The organism is Kocuria tytonis (assembly GCF_003226895.2).
In the GTDB taxonomy this organism is placed as follows: domain Bacteria; phylum Actinomycetota; class Actinomycetes; order Actinomycetales; family Micrococcaceae; genus Kocuria; species Kocuria tytonis.
Genome location: NZ_PNJG02000002.1, coordinates 567,371 through 583,062, shown reverse-complemented (window position 1 = coordinate 583,062; position 15,692 = coordinate 567,371). Strand labels below are relative to the sequence as shown.

At 65.1% G+C, this 15,692-nt stretch carries 12 protein-coding genes and 1 pseudogene; 7 read left to right on the top strand and 6 right to left on the bottom strand.

The window, feature by feature from the left end; translation table 11 throughout:
- The first annotated feature begins 49 nt into the window (after positions 1–49).
- Together C1C97_RS08530 and C1C97_RS08525 are read left to right on the top strand one after the other, a co-directional pair.
- Positions 50–1,636 (top strand): PTS ascorbate transporter subunit IIC, encoded by a 1,587-nt coding sequence (locus tag C1C97_RS08530; protein ID WP_012399325.1) that lies wholly within the window; start codon positions 50–52, stop codon positions 1,634–1,636.
- Positions 1,633–2,304, top strand: a complete 672-nt coding sequence (locus tag C1C97_RS08525; protein WP_121031213.1) for a hypothetical protein — start codon at positions 1,633–1,635, stop codon at positions 2,302–2,304. The genes C1C97_RS08530 and C1C97_RS08525 overlap by 4 nt, the downstream gene beginning before the upstream one ends.
- A 128-nt stretch (positions 2,305–2,432) precedes the next feature.
- Here C1C97_RS08525 and C1C97_RS08520 read toward each other — a convergent pair whose 3' ends face one another.
- Positions 2,433–3,020 (bottom strand): GNAT family N-acetyltransferase, encoded by a 588-nt coding sequence (locus C1C97_RS08520; RefSeq protein WP_121031211.1) that lies wholly within the window; start codon positions 3,018–3,020, stop codon positions 2,433–2,435.
- A gap of 169 nt (positions 3,021–3,189) precedes the next feature.
- Between C1C97_RS08520 and C1C97_RS08515 the strand changes: the two genes are divergently transcribed.
- The 3 genes from C1C97_RS08515 (at position 3,190) to C1C97_RS08505 (ending at position 6,967) form a co-directional block, all read left to right on the top strand.
- Positions 3,190–5,409 carry a catalase gene (locus C1C97_RS08515; RefSeq protein ID WP_121031209.1) on the top strand — a complete coding sequence of 740 codons (2,220 nt, stop codon included), beginning with the start codon at positions 3,190–3,192 and terminating at the stop codon, positions 5,407–5,409.
- Positions 5,410–5,633: 224 nt separating this feature from the next.
- On the top strand, positions 5,634–6,692 hold the full coding sequence (locus tag C1C97_RS08510) for an iron-containing redox enzyme family protein (RefSeq protein WP_121031207.1): 1,059 nt from the start codon (positions 5,634–5,636) through the stop codon (positions 6,690–6,692).
- Entirely contained in the window at positions 6,689–6,967 is a 279-nt protein-coding gene (locus tag C1C97_RS08505) for a CDGSH iron-sulfur domain-containing protein (RefSeq protein ID WP_110920724.1), read from the top strand. The genes C1C97_RS08510 and C1C97_RS08505 overlap by 4 nt, the downstream gene beginning before the upstream one ends.
- Positions 6,968–7,035: 68 nt before the next feature.
- On the opposite strand, the gene C1C97_RS12430 is transcribed toward C1C97_RS08505, so the two are convergent.
- Positions 7,036–7,203: a hypothetical protein gene (locus C1C97_RS12430; protein WP_164497786.1), complete on the bottom strand. Its 168-nt coding sequence runs from the start codon at positions 7,201–7,203 to the stop codon at positions 7,036–7,038.
- 240 nt (positions 7,204–7,443) lie between these two features.
- Between C1C97_RS12430 and C1C97_RS08500 the strand changes: the two genes are divergently transcribed.
- A complete protein-coding gene (locus tag C1C97_RS08500) occupies positions 7,444–8,358 on the top strand; it encodes a sulfite exporter TauE/SafE family protein (protein ID WP_121031205.1) in 915 nt (304 codons plus the stop codon).
- Between the two features lie 75 nt (positions 8,359–8,433).
- Here C1C97_RS08500 and C1C97_RS08495 read toward each other — a convergent pair.
- A pseudogene (locus C1C97_RS08495) lies at positions 8,434–9,158 on the bottom strand (IS5/IS1182 family transposase).
- A gap of 315 nt (positions 9,159–9,473) precedes the next feature.
- On the opposite strand from C1C97_RS08495, the gene C1C97_RS08490 reads away from it, so the two are divergent.
- A complete protein-coding gene (locus tag C1C97_RS08490; protein ID WP_121031203.1) occupies positions 9,474–10,787 on the top strand; it encodes a phospholipase D family protein in 1,314 nt (437 codons plus the stop codon).
- Here the strand turns inward: C1C97_RS08490 and C1C97_RS08485 are convergent.
- The 3 genes from C1C97_RS08485 to C1C97_RS08470 all read right to left on the bottom strand — a co-directional run bounded on the left by C1C97_RS08485 (position 10,770) and on the right by C1C97_RS08470 (position 15,547).
- Positions 10,770–11,612, bottom strand: coding sequence for a DNA adenine methylase (locus tag C1C97_RS08485; protein WP_121031201.1), 843 nt, complete (start codon positions 11,610–11,612; stop codon positions 10,770–10,772). The two genes, C1C97_RS08490 and C1C97_RS08485, sit on opposite strands and share 18 nt — an antisense overlap.
- Entirely contained in the window at positions 11,613–12,857 is a 1,245-nt protein-coding gene (locus C1C97_RS08480) for a type II toxin-antitoxin system RelB/DinJ family antitoxin (RefSeq protein WP_121031200.1), read from the bottom strand.
- A 1,745-nt stretch (positions 12,858–14,602) separates the two neighbouring features.
- The gene (locus tag C1C97_RS08470) at positions 14,603–15,547 is read right to left on the bottom strand and encodes an electron transfer flavoprotein subunit alpha/FixB family protein (RefSeq protein ID WP_121031196.1); all 945 of its coding nucleotides are present in this window, start codon (positions 15,545–15,547) and stop codon (positions 14,603–14,605) included.
- Between the last annotated feature and the right edge of the window lie 145 nt (positions 15,548–15,692).

The following is a 15,692-nucleotide window of genomic DNA, read 5'->3' as shown; positions in this document are numbered from 1 at the left end:
CCCCTGCCCCCTTCGAGCCCTCTCGTCCTCTCCATTGGAAGAACCACCCATGAATGTTCTGGTCGCAACCTCGCAGTTCCTCGTCAACGAGATCCTCAGCGTGCCCGCCTACCTCATCGGCATCATCACGGCCATCGGCCTGATCGCGCTGCGCAAGAGCGCGGGGCAGGTTGCTGGCGGGGCCATCAAGGCAATCCTCGGGTTCCTGCTCATCGGGGCAGGCGCCACGCTGGTGGCGGCCTCGCTCACGCCCCTGGGCACCATGATTCAAGGCGCCCTCGGGGCCCAGGGAGTGGTGCCGACCAACGAGGCAATCGCTGGCATCGCCCAGCAGCAGTACGGGGCGCAGGTCTCCTGGCTGATGATCCTCGGGTTCGTAGTGGCCGTTCTTCTCGCGCGTTTCACACCCTTGCGCTACGTGTTCCTCACAGGACACCACTTGCTGTTCATGGCGACGCTGATCACGGTCGTGATGGCCTCCGCCGGGATGCCCACCCCGGTCGTGGTGATTCTCGGTGCGGTCCTGCTGGGGATCCTGATGGTGGCCCTGCCAGCTCTGGCACAACCGTGGACCCGCAAGGTCACGGGTGACGACTCCATAGCCATCGGGCACTTCGGAACGCTCGGGTACATCGCCTCGGGGGCCGTGGGCCGCTGGGTGGATCCGAGAGGGAAGAGCCGTTCCACGGAGGAGATCAAGGTCCCGGAAGGTCTGCGGTTCCTGCGCGATTCCATGGTCGCCACGGCACTGTCCATGGTGGTCATGTACGTCATCGTGGCCGTGGTCTACCTGTTTCGCGCTGGGTCGGAGACCGCGTTCCAGGCGTTCGAGGGCGGGGCAACGAACGCGGGGAACTACATCATGCAGGCCGTCACGCAGGGCCTGCAGTTCGGCATCGCCGTTGCGGTCATCCTGTTCGGTGTACGAACCATCCTCGGCGAGCTGGTGCCGGCCTTCCAGGGAATCGCCGCGAAAGTGGTTCCCGGTGCCGTACCCGCACTGGACGCTCCGATTGTCTTCCCGTTCGCTCAGAACGCCGTGCTCATCGGCTTCATTTCGAGTTTCGTGGGCGGCCTCGTGGGCCTGCTACTGCTGGGGACGGTCTTTGGACCGATGTTCGGCCTCGCACTGATCCTTCCGGGGCTGGTGCCCCACTTCTTCACTGGCGGCGCTGCAGGTGTCTACGGAAACGCGACGGGAGGTCGCCGCGGCGCAGTGGCCGGCGCATTCGTCAACGGTCTTCTGGTAACTTTCCTGCCCGCGCTGCTGCTCAAGGTCCTGGGCAGTTTCGGATCCGAGAACACCACGTTCGGAGACACCGACTTCGGGTGGTTCGGCATCCTCATCGGCTACGGCGCCAAGCCCGGCGTGGTCCTGGGCTCGATCATCCTCGCGCTCATCGGCCTGGCCCTGCTGATCGGAGCCATTGTCGTGCAGAAGCGAGTGGTCCGTGGCGGTTGGGATCCCTCCCCCGCCCGCGTCGCGTCACCAGCCGGAACTGCCACCGCAGTTGCGGCTGACAACTCCACGGGTAGCCTCACCTCCGGTGCAGAAGGAGCCACGAGCGGGAAGACCTACCCAAAAATTACGCCACCCGAAGGCGCGCCGGTCCCGCCGCCTACGCTTGCCCCATGACCTCCTCCACCACCCACCGCTTCACCGGCCACATCGCCGGCGTCGGCACCTCCGGGGGCACCCGCCTGGTGCTCGGCTGCTGGGACCGCACCCCGCAGGGTCCGTTCGCGGACGTCATGGTCGCCCATCCGGACGGCCGCCGCGAGCTGCTGGCTCCCAACGACTGGGTGGCCGGGTTCGTCTCGGACACCTACACCTTCGACACCGTCACCCGCGTCCCCGTGAACGTGCACCGCACCGGCTTCTCCCGCGCCTCGCGCTGGACCGTCACCGCAGGACCCCTCACGTGGCAGTTCAGCGTGGGTCCACGCTCACCGCTGGGCTGGCTGCTGCAGTCCGTGCCGCGACCTCTGGGCACTTCCCTGCCGTTCGCGCACCTCACGGACCCGGTGGCCCGCCGGGTGATGCCCGGCGTGCGCACCCTGGGCACCGCGGGCAACCACCGCACCGAGTGGTACTCCGCCTACGACCTGCACGCCATCACGTTTTCCCGCGCCGCATGGGACGGCCACGATCTGGGCACCCTCACGGACATGGTCCCGCCCCCGGACTTCGGCTTCAGCTCCACCCCCCGCCGGCCGAGCCTCACCGCCCTGACCAGCACGGTCCGGATTCCCGACGCCGCCCCGATCATCTCCCCCGTGCCCGTCACCCCGCCAGGGGCGTAGGTGTACGAGCTGCGCCGCCTCACCGCTGCCGATGCCCCCGCGGTTCATGACCTGCTGGAGTCGAGCCCCGGCTACACCCTGCGGATCAGCGGCCACCCGCCCACGGCGGGCGACGCCGCCCGCTCGCCTCAGCGCCGCGCCACCCGCGCCTCGAGCCCCGCCTTCACGGACGGCCACTCGTGGGCGAGGACCGAGTAGACCACGGTGTCCCGCAGGGCACCGTTGGACTCCCGGCGGTCCCCGCGCAGCACGCCGTCCAGGCGGGCGCCGAGGTGCTCGATGGCCGTGCGGGACTGCTGGTTGGCCCAGCTGGTCTCGTAGCGCACGCACTGGCAGCCGAGCTCCTCGAACGCGTGGGTCATGAGCAGCAGCTTGGACTCCGCGTTGGTTCCCGTGCCGTGGGCGGACGCCCTGGTCCAGGTGTGCCCCACGCTCACGCGGGGGACGGCCCAGTGGGGGTCGTAGAAGGTGGTCATCCCCAGCACGGCGCCGTCCGAGCGCCGCACCGTGGTGAAGGGCAGCATGAAGCCGTCCTGCTGCCACGTGAGCCGCTGCTCGATCGCGGCGGCCATGCCGTCCGGGGAGGGGATGCTGGTGTACCAGCGCTCCCACATGCGCCCGTCCTCGGTGGCCTCGACCAGCCCCCGCAGATGCTCACGATTCAGGGGCTCCAGGCGCACGAGCCGCCCCTCCAGTGTCACGGGTGTCCACGTCATGGGCCCACTGTCTCACGGGCCGCCCCGGGGCGATCCGCCGAACCGTTCGGCGCTTCGGCTGAGAGCACACCTAAAGGTGTAGCCACGACCGTCAGTGTGCTGTCATTGTGGTGACATGACACCCAACGTCCCATCCGTGGGTGTGCCGTCTCTTCGTAGGAGGATCTTCATGTCCACACACGAGAACCAGACCCCGCAGGTTCCGGGCGTCCCCGGCACCGGGGAGCCGACCCTCGAGGAGCCCACGACGCCGCGTGAGCCCCTGCCGCCCAAGCCGGACCAGGGTGCGCCCGAGCGGGTGTCCCCCACCGGAGCGCCGACCGACGCACCCATGTCCAGCATGGCACAGCAGGGTGAGTACCTCACCACCGCGCACGGCGCGCGCCTGACGAACTCCGACCAGTCCCTCAAGGCCGGGGCCCGCGGTCCCGTGCTGCTGCAGGACCACCACTTCCGGGAGAAGATCTCCCACTTCGACCACGAGCGCATCCCGGAACGCGTGGTGCACGCCCGCGGCGCGGGTGCCCACGGCACGTTCCGCGGCTACGGCTCGGCCACCAAGCTCAGCCGCGCGGGCCTGTTCGCCAAGGACAAGGAAACCTCGGTGTTCGTGCGCTTCTCCACCGTGCTGGGCTCCCGCGGCTCGGGCGATCTGGCCCGTGACACGCGCGGCTTCGCCACCAAGTTCTACACGGACGAGGGCACCTGGGACCTGGTGGGCAACAACATCCCCGTGTTCTTCATCCAGGACGCCATCAAGTTCCCGGACGTCATCCACGCCGGGAAACCCCACCCGGACCGCGAGATCCCCCAGGCGCAGTCCGCGCACGACACGTTCTGGGACTTCGTGTCCCTGCACACCGAAGCACAGCACCACACCATCTGGAACATGTCCGACCGCGGCATCCCGCGCTCCTTCCGCACCATGGAGGGCTTCGGGGTCCACACCTTCCGGCTCGTGGCGCAGGACGGCTCCACCGCGCTCGTGAAGTTCCACTGGAAGCCGCGCCTGGGCGTGCACTCCGTGGTCTGGGAGGAGGCCCAGTTGGTCAACGGCGCGGATCCGGACTTCCACCGCCGTGACCTGGCGGACGCCATCGAGGCCGGGGCGTTCCCGCAGTGGGAGCTGGGCGTGCAGGTCTTCGAGGACAACGAGGAGCAGAGCTTCCAGGGCATCGACCTGCTCGATCCCACGAAGATCGTGCCGGAGGAACTGGTTCCCGTGCAGCCCGTGGGTCTCATGACCCTGGACAGGAACCCCTCCAACTACTTCGCGGAGACGGAGCAGGTGGCGTTCAACCCCAACAACCTGGTCCCGGGCATCGACGTGACCAACGACCCCCTGCTGCAGGGCCGGCTCTTCTCCTACCTGGACACCCAGATCACCCGCCTGGGCGGACCGAACTGGAACCAGCTGCCCATCAACCGTCCGCACGCCGCGGTCAACGACATGCTGCGGGACGGCTACCACCAGAGCGCCGTGCACTCGGGAGTGGCCCCCTACCGCCCCAACTCGCTGGACGGCGGCAACCCGTTCGAGACGCCCGAGAGCGAGCACGCCTTCATCGACTACCCGGCCCCCGTGGCGGAGTCCGTGAAGGAACGCGCCCGGCCGCAGTCCTTCGACGACCACTTCTCCCAGGTGCGCATGTTCTGGCTCAGCCTGAGCGAGGTGGAGCGCGAGCACACCGCGCAGGCCTACGCGTTCGAGCTCGGCAAGTGCTGGGACGAGACCATCCGCACGCGCCAGCTGCGGCACCTCTTCGCCATCGACCCCGCCCTGGGACACGCGGTGGCGCAGGGGCTGGGTCTGCCGGACCAGGAGCCCACCGTGGCCCCGGCCCAGGACGTGCAGCCCTCGCCGGCGCTGTCCCAGGTGGGTGGCACGTGGCCCGTGGACGGCCGCCAGGTGGGCATCCTCGTGGGTCCGGACACGGACGCCGAGCAGCTCACCACGCTCGTCTCCCGGATCGACGCCGCGGACATGGTCCCGCTGGTGATCGCACCGCAGGGCGGCGAGGTGGCCCCGGGCGTCGTCGCCCACCGCACGCTGCTCACGGCGCGTTCCATCGAGTTCGACGCCGTGGTGGTCGCCACCGCGGGCGCGCCGGCCCACCAGGTGGCCGCGGGCATGGACGCGAAGGCGGGTGCCCCCAGCCCGGGTGACGTGGATCCGCGCGTGAGCCTGCTGGTCAACGAGATGTGGCGCCACGCCAAGGCGATCGTCGCGGTCGGACCCGGCGCCACGGCGCTACAGACCCTGCAGATCGCGCAGACGCCCGGCGTGGTCGCGGCGGACTCCGCCGAGGACGCACTGAGCACCGTGACCGAGCTGCTCGGCAGCCACCGGGTCTGGGAACGCTTCCCGACCACCGGTATGTTGGCATAGGGAACAACCGCAGCAGTTCACGTGGTTGCCCGCGGATCGTGACCCGGTCACGGTCCGCGGGCAACCGCCTGCTCCCCCACCCAGCGCGTGCGCGGTAGGACACCGTGCACGCCGTGCCGACGACGCCACCCCACCCGGTGCGCATCGCCGGCGACACGTCCGCCAGCGGGCCACCCGACCCGTGGACGGAGCACTCGACGACTTCTTCACGGGAGACCACCATCATGACCACAACCCCCGTCCGCACTGCCGCCCCGGTCGCTCGGGGACCGGTGAGCACCGCCCTCCTGAGCGTCCTGACCGGACCGGAGGACACCCCGGAAGCCGCGTACCGGGAGCTGGCGAGCGCCGTCGAGAACGCGGTGGAGACCACGCAGGACGTGCTCGCCGACGAGGACCTCCAGCTGTCCCTGTTCCTGCTGTACCTGCTGCACTACGGCCCCGCCGAGTTCGTGACCGGCAACCGCGAGTGGGACCCCGAGCTGCTGCGTATCCGTGCGGTGCTCGAGGCCCGGTTCGAGTCCGAGCTGCGGGAGCGGGTGCCCATGCCGGACCCCATGCCGCAGGACGGCACCGAGCTGGTGGACACGATGTTCGCCATCACCGGCGGGGCCGAGAAGCCCACCCTGGCCACGTGGCTCGCCCGGCACCCCAGCGAGGAGATCCTGCGGGAGTTCCTCATCCACCGCTCCATCTACACGCTGCGCGAGGCGGACCCGCACTCGTGGGGCATCGCCCGGTTGCGCGGGCGCGCGAAGGCCGCCCTGGTGGAGATCCAGTCGGACGAGTACGGCGGGGGCCGCCCGGACCGGGTGCACGCCACGATCTTCGCCCAGAGCATGCGTGGCTTCGGGCTGGACGACACCCTGGACCACTACCTGGACCTCGTGCCCGCACCCACACTCGCGTCCATGAACGTGATGAGTCTCTTCGGGCTGCACCGCCGGCTGCGCGGCGCGATCGCCGGTCACCTCGCGGCGTTCGAGATGACCTCCTCGATCCCCAACAAGTACTACGGCCGCGCGTTCCGCAAGCTCGGCTACGGCGAGGACGTCACCTGGTACTACGACGAGCACGTGGAGGCCGACGCCGTCCACGAGCAGATCGCCGCCCGTGACCTCGCCGGGGCGCTCGCCCAGGAGGAGCCCGAGTTGCTGCAGGACGTACTGTTCGGCGCTGCCGCGTGCCTGTACGTGGACGGGCTCATGGGCGATCACATGCTGGAGTGCTGGAGCAACGAGCGCTCCTCGCTGCGCGAGGTCGAGCCGGCGGCCGCCCTGTGAGGGAGGAGCGCCCCGAGGATCCCACCCCCGAGGACCCCGTGGTGATCACCCCGTGCCCCAACGGGCCGCTGCTGGTGCGCGGGGACGTGATGATCGCCCCGGAACCGGGGGCCGAGCCGCAGAAGCCGCCGCGCCGCGTCGTCGCCCTGTGCCGGTGCAACATGTCCTCGATCGCGCCGTTCTGCGACGGGTCGCACAAGCTCGCGAACTTCCGCACCAGGCCGCCGCGGTACAACATCGGCAGCCCGCGGGAGGACGCGGACGAGTCCGACTGATCCTCCCCCGCGCACGACGGCGGCCCGTGGCTCGTGCCACGGGCCGCCGTTCGTCTGCGTGCGGTGCGTCAGTTCTCGGTCGCGGGCTCGTCGCCCTTGTTGTCGGTCATGGCGCCCACGCCCTCGTCGGCGGGCTCGGCGTCCACCTGGGTGTCGCGGGCCATGGCCGCGCTCTCGTCCTGGGGATCCATCTTGATGGACTCTTCGCCGGCGTTGGCGGGATTCTTCTGTGCCACGGTCCTGCCCTCTCTGTGGACTGCTTGATCGGTGGAGTCACCGACACGCCCCATTTTCGTCAGTGTGCTGCCGGCTGACAAGGGGTGACACCGGCCACATCCCGGGGGTTCGTGTCAAGCACGTGACACGCGCCGACATGGGAGGACGCACGGCGACACATTCCTTGGGTGCGCTCGTTCCCCGTCCCTACGCTGGGGCGATTCACCGGTTACACCGTCCAGCCACCCGGGAGAGACATCGTGCGCACACTCATCGTGCTGGCCCTCGTGGGCTTCGGAGCGCAGCTCGTGGACGGCTCGCTGGGCATGGCCTACGGCGTGACCTCCTCCACCCTGCTGCTGGCCGCCGGGCTGACACCGGCGTCCGTGTCCGCGACCGTGCACCTCGCGGAGGTGGGCACCACGCTCGCGTCCGGGTTCTCGCACTGGCGTTTCGGCAACATCGACTGGCGCGTGGTCGGCTTCATGGCCGTGCCCGGCGGGATCGCGGCGTTCTTCGGTGCCAACCTGCTCACCGTCTCCGGCGACGCCGCCGCGCCCGCCATGTCCACCATCCTCCTGCTGCTCGGGTGCTACGTGGTGTGGCGGTTTTTGAGCATCGGCGGGCGGCGCCCCTCATTCCGCGGCCGGGTGCCCGCCGGGTTCCTGGTGCCCTTGGCCGCGGTGGCCGGGTTCATGGACGCGATCGGAGGCGGTGGCTGGGGGCCCGTGGGCACGCCCACGCTGCTGGCGTCCGGCAGAATCGCGCCCCGCAAGGTCATCGGTTCGATCGACACGTCCGAGTTCGTAGTGAGCCTGGGTGCTTCCGCGGGATTCCTGCTGGCGCTCGGCAGCCAGAACATCAACTACGGGATGGTGGTCGCCCTGCTCATCGGCGGCGTCGCGGCCGCACCGCTCGCCGCGTGGCTCGTGCGCCTGCTCGCCCCGCGCATCCTGGCGATCGGCGCCGGCGGGCTCATCATCATCACCAATGCGCGCACGCTGCTGAACGTCGACGCCGTCCGCTCCGCTCTTCCCGACGCCGCTCCCATCCTGCTCCTCGCGGCTCTCGCCGTTCTGTGGGCCGGCGCGCTGGTGTGGGTGATCCGCCGGGAGATCGCGGACCGCCGCACGGCACCCGCGCGCACGGAGGTGCGGGTGCCGGAAAAGGTGTGAGGGCGGCGTCGGCCTTGTGCTGGGACAGCCCGCTGAACCGCTGTGCGGCTAGGGCATGTCCGACAAAGCCTTGGCTCAGGTGATAGCGGAGTGCGGGGCCACGGCGGCGCCGCAGGTCAGGGCATGCTTGTCATAGCGGGATGCGATGGCGCGCCGTCGCTTGAGGCGGCAGTAGCTGCGCTCGATGACGTTGCGGCACTTACAGTCATTGGTGTCAACGTTCACCGGGCGGCCAACGGGTGAGCCGCAATGGCGGCGGTGGTATTTCTGGTTGTCGGGTTCGGCGATAACGGACCCAACTTCACATGATCGTAGGTGCGCGTGGATCGCTTTTGATGGGTAGGCTCTTTCGCTCCTGCTGGCATCCGGACGCGCGCGAGCGGCCAGTGGGCCGGGACACCCGTAATCCGTTCCTCTATGGGATCAACATCGGCGAATCGCCTGCCTGCCCGGGCGTCAGCAAAGTGACAAGCGATCTTCCGTAAGTCTCGACAAGCTGATGGGTCTTCGACGACAACCCGCCACATGAGCGAGCAACAGCACGCTCGGAAGGCTCGATGCAAGAATTCTTAGAATTCGCTCCAGCCGCCTTCGAGACGCCTGGTGTTCGTCGCGTGCTGACGCGCGTACAAATTGGCGCCCCCCGGCAGCGACCAGTCGATCAACCCGGCCACGTCAGCCGCAGTCAGCTCGGTGTGAATGCGGTCCCAGATGCAGTCAACGGCGGGGCGCCGATCACAGGTCCAAACCATCGGCCGCAGCCCGTACACCTTGGGTAGGTCGCGCTAGGCAATGCCCATGCGGTATTGGCACATAATGCCTCCGGCCATCCTGCACGCCTCGGAGAACTCACGGCGCGGGTTGCCTGTCGGGCGGGGCAGCAACTCCTCGATCAGCGACCGCTGATCAGGCAATAGCGCCTAAAATCGTGACACGCCCTGACCGCTTCAGGCCCCGCGACCAAATTTCGCCAGACACGCCCTAGACTACTGATCGTCGGGTGGGTTGCTGAGTAGGCTTGTCAGGTGGTGAAGACCGTACGACACGTTCGACGCTTCCAATTCTGGAGTAAATAGCAGGTATATTGCCTGCCCTTTGCGCATAAGGTGGTGTTCATGGAACTTATTCATCAGCCAATTAGCGGACATGTTGGGGAGCGGGTCATTTCGTTCCTAAACTCCCAGCGTTTCGACAGAGCAAAATTTGTGGTGGCATTCGCTCGCGAGGCAGGGATTAAGCGCCTTGCGCCCTATCTCGACAGTTTCCGCGCTAGAGGTGGTCAAGTCGAAGTGACCTGTGGAATTGACTTGGATGGGACCTCTTATGAGGGCCTGAAAGAGCTATATCGGCAGTGCGATTCACTCAGTGTTTTTCATGCAGAGGGTAATCAAACATTTCACCCAAAAATGTATTGTTTCCTCGGCCAGCGCGACACAAGTCTAATCGTGGGGTCAAGTAACCTGACCGCTGGCGGTCTTTGGACAAACATAGAAAGCTCACTTATTGTTACCCACAGCTCGGAGGAGCCCGCGCCAATATCTCTGGATATCGACTCGTACGTAGCGTCTCTTCGGTCTGCGGACGATTCGTACCGCGCCCTCGAAAGCGAAGAGGACATACAAGAGCTCTTGGTGGCTGGGTACATTAAAAGCGAAACGGCGCTTCGGGAGGAGCAGAAATCTCACCACAGAGGTTCGGGCGCTCGAAAACGAGGAGCACCACTATTCGGCAAGGGCATTCCAACCCTTGCCTCACCTTACGAAAAACCTCTGAAAATTCAGAAAGAATCTGGCGATCAATGTGTGGACGTGCGCACAGAGGAAGATGTTGAGGCTGGTGTTCCGATTGGCTCGGTCTTTTGGATTTATCTGCGGTCAATCACGAGCGGATCGGGAAACCAGGTGGATCTATCCATGAAGTGCCGTCTGGAAAATAATATGGATGCATCGGGGACACCGTTTGAAGGCACGTCGAAAGGCTACATGATCGGCTTCGTAGAGTACTTCGGGGTGGACCCATCTGCCAGGTCCCTCGTACGACATCCCATTCTTAATTATGAGGGAGTGGACTACTACGGGAGCAACATTGTTTTCCCAGACGCCACCAACAAGGGTAAGCGCCCAAACGGTTCGTGGCGGCTACAGCTGAACGGCAAAGATGAAACTGGGAGTAAATTGACGGAAGCCATTAAGAACAATGGTGGCTTGAAGGAGAAGATTATGGCATTTACAAAATTGGACAGTCACTACTACCAGATTGACGTTTACCCTGCACATGAATTGCTAAATATTCAACACCGATCGCACCTGCTGGGGTGGAATGGCAAAAACGCTGACACTGGACAGCTGCGTCCCCCGAAGCCGGTTGGTGTGATCTGGACCCCAGAATCTCGAGCGGCGGGCGGGGAAAACTCAAGGGAAATAATTTAGCCACTCCTCATGTTTGCCCGTCTTCGCGCCGCTAATTCCGCCTTTTGCCCCACCGAAGGTTAGTAGACGCGCATTTTCACCGAGTTTGCGGCCCTCAGACACAAAGATCGGGACCGAATTTCGCGCGCGAATTCCTTCAATGACAGATTTGACCTCGAATGTGTAGCCGTACCCTGTTGTCTGAGCATAAGGCGGATCGATATAGATCACCGCGTTCTTCGGAATCGCGATTTGAAGAACCGTAACAATGTCGGCCCGCAAACAAGTGAGTCCTTGCATCCCGGAGGCCAGGGCTTCAATGCGCCTGCGGAGTTCTTGTACGGAAGGCTGCATTGGGTTAGCGGGACTGCGGCGCACGCTAGTGGCGGTGGGAACCCAGTAGTCTCGAAAGAACGCGTTCTCCCACATCCCGTTGTGCTGCCAAATTTGCTTCCCGCCGAAAGAGCATGATTGGAGCACCGGGTAGGTTTCCGCTTCATATTGGCCAACTGGTTCGGCAGCAATGCGCGCCATGTGCGCTTTGACGGCGCGCTTATCGTCGGGAATCGCGTCGAGTATGCTCACGAACACATCCATATTAAAGGTGCTGTTCCCGATGGCTTGCCAAAACGCAGCCCAGGGGCTGAGGTCCAGCATGACGATCTGTGATGGTCTAACGCCCTGGTTGACTAGCTCAATGGAGATAGCGCCCGACCCACAACATAGGTCGTAGAACGTCGCGTCCCGGCTTGGGCTTGCCGCGATCAGTGACCGAGCAATCTGTTCAGCGACTCGCTGCTTTCCACCCTGATACGCGCATGCTACTCGCAGCTTACTCGCACTCATTTACTTTCGCTTCCTAATGAGGATGCGCGCATAGGAGCGCCGTCCATTCAGCATTGCGACACCGCCACGGTCATCTGGGTGGCGTGAGTAGCGGGCCTCGCCCAGCACTCTCTCACTCGTGTTGGTCCTGGCGTTGCCGTTAGCCAACATAAGGATGTCGAATTGGTCAGGGCTGTAACTATCTAGAAAGGTGATGGGGACTCCCATGATTCCACCGTAGTCCATCGGAATGTGCTTCGTTCGGGGAACTTCTATAGCGTCATAATTGTCGTACACGGGATTTGTTTCTGAGCTGTAGGTGTGCGTGAGTTCCAGGCCTGCGTGAAGCGCCTCATGATCTAAGTTTGTGAACCAACGGACACCCTTGACGCGAATAAATTTTCTGCCGTTTTGGTCCACGCCGCAACCCGCAGCGTGAAGGGGATAGGAGTCGGGGACGTAAAATTTGCGGTCACCAGAACGGATCGATGGTCCGTACCATGCCTTCCCGTCACGGAACAACGGGAATATGTCGCGGGTTGTTGCCGCGTTCATATTTCCCAGGACGAGGAACTGCTTGTTCTTGGCAACCAGGCATCGCATATAGTCTCGAAATAGACTGAACGGTGGATTAGTGACCACAATGTCGGCTTGCTCGAGCAGTTCAACGCATTCAGTAGAGCGAAAGTCACCGTCACCCAATAATTGGTTTAGACTGTTACCGTTATCGGTGAAGAGGTTTTCCACGTCAAGCGATCCGTCGGGCAACAATAACGGCTCCTCCGGAACGGCGGTTACGATTGCTTTGTAGGCGCGGTGCGGCGTCGTAAGAGGGTACTCGGTACCGGCCATGGCTGACTCAGCATAGGATGTCGAAATTAGCTTTGCGAGGCCTAGGTTATTAAAGTTTTGGGCGAAAAATCGAAAGAACGCAGACTCGAATGGGTCGTCACAGTTGCACAAAACTACTTTGCCCTCGAATGCATCAGGGTAGTTGCTGACCTCTGCTTCGATGTCTCCATAGTCCGTGTAGAATTCGTCTTTGCGGGCGATGAAGGCGCTATTCAGGGCCGAGTTTGCGGTATCGCCCGAAGTTTTATCTGTTGCAATTTTCAACTCGAAGGGCATCCCTTGTTCTCGAATGGCGGCTTTCAAGAAACTCGTGATGGCTGCGGACATGGTGATCCCAAGCTCATCAAACAGGTCAGTCGCCTGCTGCTTGATTTCTGTGTCAATTCGAATTGTGGTTGTAACGCTATCAGCCATGTGTCGCCCTCATGACATACAATATAGCACATTGTATGTCATGGACCAAATGGGGCTTAAGCGTTTCCGGTAGCTGTTGGGAGGAAGTGCTTCGACCCGAAGCGACGCGGGAGCCTCGATGCCTGTAGTGAAGCGTGTGCAGGGTGTCGATGCGCGTTCCTGGGGTGTAGCTGTCCCGACCCCGGCGGGTGCGGCCATGTGTGATCCAGGTTAGGCAAGCCTTCGGCGGGCTCGCCATGCCCGCATCTCCATGCGGTTCACCTGCGCGCAGTGAGCAGGCTCTTCCCGCAGCGCGAGTTCCAGTTTGAATACCCGTGCAACGAGGGCACAGGGTTGGGTCCAAAGGATTCTGCGCTACATGGTTCTTGACCTGTGGAGGGCTAATGGGCGAGTGACGGCCTCTGACTAACTATGCAGCTTTCGACTGCGCGCATCTACGAACCCTCTCCACGTCGGTCATACTCTCAGCGGCACGAGAATTTTACTGGGAATGCCGTCCGCAAATCACTAAGCCCCTCCCTTTAGAGATACCCGGGTGGTACGAATAGGACGCCCGTCCCGCCGTGGAACTTGATACTGGCGTAGCACCGCCTGGATTTGACAATTTCTAAGCCGAAGGGCCGGTGCAGCTCGAGCGACAGCGCATTGCGGGAGTTCACCATGCTGTACAGGTGCCCGTCGTCGTCTAATCTCGACCGCGTGGACCATCGCCTGCAACAGGCGTCGGCTGACGCCGGTCCATCCCATGACCCAAGAGGCGTCGGAACAGGTGACTTCGGTGACGAGCAGCGCCGGTGCATGCTCCGGCAACCGCTGCGCAGCCCGTGCGCAGTCCGAGGGGTGCTACCGCGTGTGGCCAGGGCGGCGGCGTCCTGGGGACGGGCGCCACGGATCTGCGGGGCGCGTTCTAGGGGCAAAGGACACATATAGACCATCCTGGGGCACTGGCTAGAGGCCAGGGAAGGACTTTTCTCGTCCGGGCACCCCTGCCAAACTTCCTATGGACTACAAGCAACGCTTCGGCAATTAGTCCCCCAGGTTGTCCGGGAGGACAGCATCACGAGGGACGGAGAAGGTCTCGAAGCCCCGGGGGGCTAGGTGCCGGACAAATTCATCCGCAGCCACGGTGAGAACGCCCCAATCCGGATACAGCGGCGCGCCCCAGCCGAACTGCCGGGTGGTGGACCACATGAAATCCGGCATTCCCAGCTCAGCAATGCTGGTCATCGCGCCGTCAAGGTCCAGGACCTGCTGAGCGCACTCCAGGCCCCTCAGGGTCACTCGTGTCGCATCCGCCTGGTCGTGCCGATAGCCCCGCCAACGGGCCAGTGTCCACGTGGCCTGAGGGGGCACAACCCCCCAGGGCCTCTCGGAGGGTGTGCACGAAGTCTCCGGACACAGCACCTCGGCAGGTGTCCCAGCCGGTCATGTCCTGCCCTGCCTCCAGTGCGCGGTGCCGGAGGTCCTCCAGGTCACTGCTCCGCAGCTGATCGCGTGCATCCATCCCGCCGGGAAAGAAGGCAGACCACGGCCTGTAGACGCCGCGCTCCTCGTGGCGCAGCGGCAGCAGCAACCTGTAGTGCGCCAGGTCCACCCCGGCCAGGGCTGGAGGCACCAGGTCCGCTGCGACCGGGTTACCGCGCGCCATCGCATGCCACCCATCTGATCGGCCAGACCGTTGCAACGGCCTCCATGCCGACCTCCTTCACCAGTGGCCAGGACGACTGGGCCACGCGCTCGCCCATCTATCCCCTGCGTTCCCGCAACGCCTCGATCAGCTGCGGGATCACCTTGTTGAGGTCCCCCACCACGCCGTAGTCGGCGATGTCGAAGATCTGGGCGTTCTCGTCCTTGTTGATCGCCACGATGGTCTGCGAGGTCTGCATGCCCGCCCGGTGCTGGATGGCGCCGGAGACACCCGCGCACAGGTACAGCTGCGGGGACACGGTCACGCCCGTCTGCCCCACCTGCGCGGAGTGCTCCGCCCAGCCGGCGTCCACGACCGCGCGCGACGCACCCACCGCGGCACCCAGCTCGTCCGCCAGCTCCTCCACCAGGGAGAAGTTCTCGCCAACGCCGCGTCCGCCCACCACGACCACCCGGGCCTCCGTGAGCTTCGGGCGCGACGACGCCGGCGCCTCCCGCGTGCCCGTCACCGTGGCCGCCGCGCCGGAGACGGAGACCGACAGCGGCTTCACCTCGGGCGCCGGGCCCTCCTCCGGCTCCTCCGCCTGCACCGAGTTGGGGGCGAGCGTGACGAACGCCAGGTCCGTGGTGGGCGCTGCGGTGGTGGTGTACCCGCCCGCGAGCACGGACTTGGTCACGGTGCGGTCGGCGGCCATGCCCACGGCGTCCGTGATGACGGCCGCCGAGTGGCGCACGGCCAGCCGCGCGAACGCGTCGGTGGTCTCGGCGTCGTTGGGACCGAGCACCAGCGTGGCGCCGGACTCCCCCAGCGCGGCGTCGAGCAGGGCGGTGTCCGTGAGGGACAGGTCGGTCGCCTCGCCCTCCGGGGCGTACAGGATGCTCACGCCGTAGCCGCCGAGCTCCGCGGCGACGTCCTCCGCGCGGGGCGCGTGCGTGAGGGCGGTGACCGCGCCACCCGCGGCGAGAGTGCGCGCAAGCGTGAGGACCTCGCGGTCCGGGGAGCGGAGCCGGCCGGTCTGGCCGAGGTCTACGAGGACGTTCATGGTGTTTCCTCTCGAACGGAGTGGAAGAAGGAGACAGTTCGTGGGGGCGCAGCGGGAACGCGGTGCCCCCACGCGCCGAGAAGGGAGCAGGACGCCAGCTGAGCGGAGCGGGCCAGTCCAGGAACCGGGACCGTGGGGCGGTCGT

Coding starts and splice junctions, on each gene's coding strand:
- C1C97_RS08480 (WP_121031200.1), bottom strand. CDS start 12,857: ATGGCTGATAGCGTTACAACCACAATTCGAATTGACACAGAAATCAAG.
- C1C97_RS08485 (WP_121031201.1), bottom strand. CDS start 11,612: ATGAGTGCGAGTAAGCTGCGAGTAGCATGCGCGTATCAGGGTGGAAAG.
- C1C97_RS08530 (WP_012399325.1), top strand. CDS start 50: ATGAATGTTCTGGTCGCAACCTCGCAGTTCCTCGTCAACGAGATCCTC.
- C1C97_RS08470 (WP_121031196.1), bottom strand. CDS start 15,547: ATGAACGTCCTCGTAGACCTCGGCCAGACCGGCCGGCTCCGCTCCCCG.
- C1C97_RS08515 (WP_121031209.1), top strand. CDS start 3,190: ATGTCCACACACGAGAACCAGACCCCGCAGGTTCCGGGCGTCCCCGGC.
- C1C97_RS08510 (WP_121031207.1), top strand. CDS start 5,634: ATGACCACAACCCCCGTCCGCACTGCCGCCCCGGTCGCTCGGGGACCG.
- C1C97_RS08525 (WP_121031213.1), top strand. CDS start 1,633: ATGACCTCCTCCACCACCCACCGCTTCACCGGCCACATCGCCGGCGTC.
- C1C97_RS08490 (WP_121031203.1), top strand. CDS start 9,474: ATGGAACTTATTCATCAGCCAATTAGCGGACATGTTGGGGAGCGGGTC.
- C1C97_RS08520 (WP_121031211.1), bottom strand. CDS start 3,020: ATGACGTGGACACCCGTGACACTGGAGGGGCGGCTCGTGCGCCTGGAG.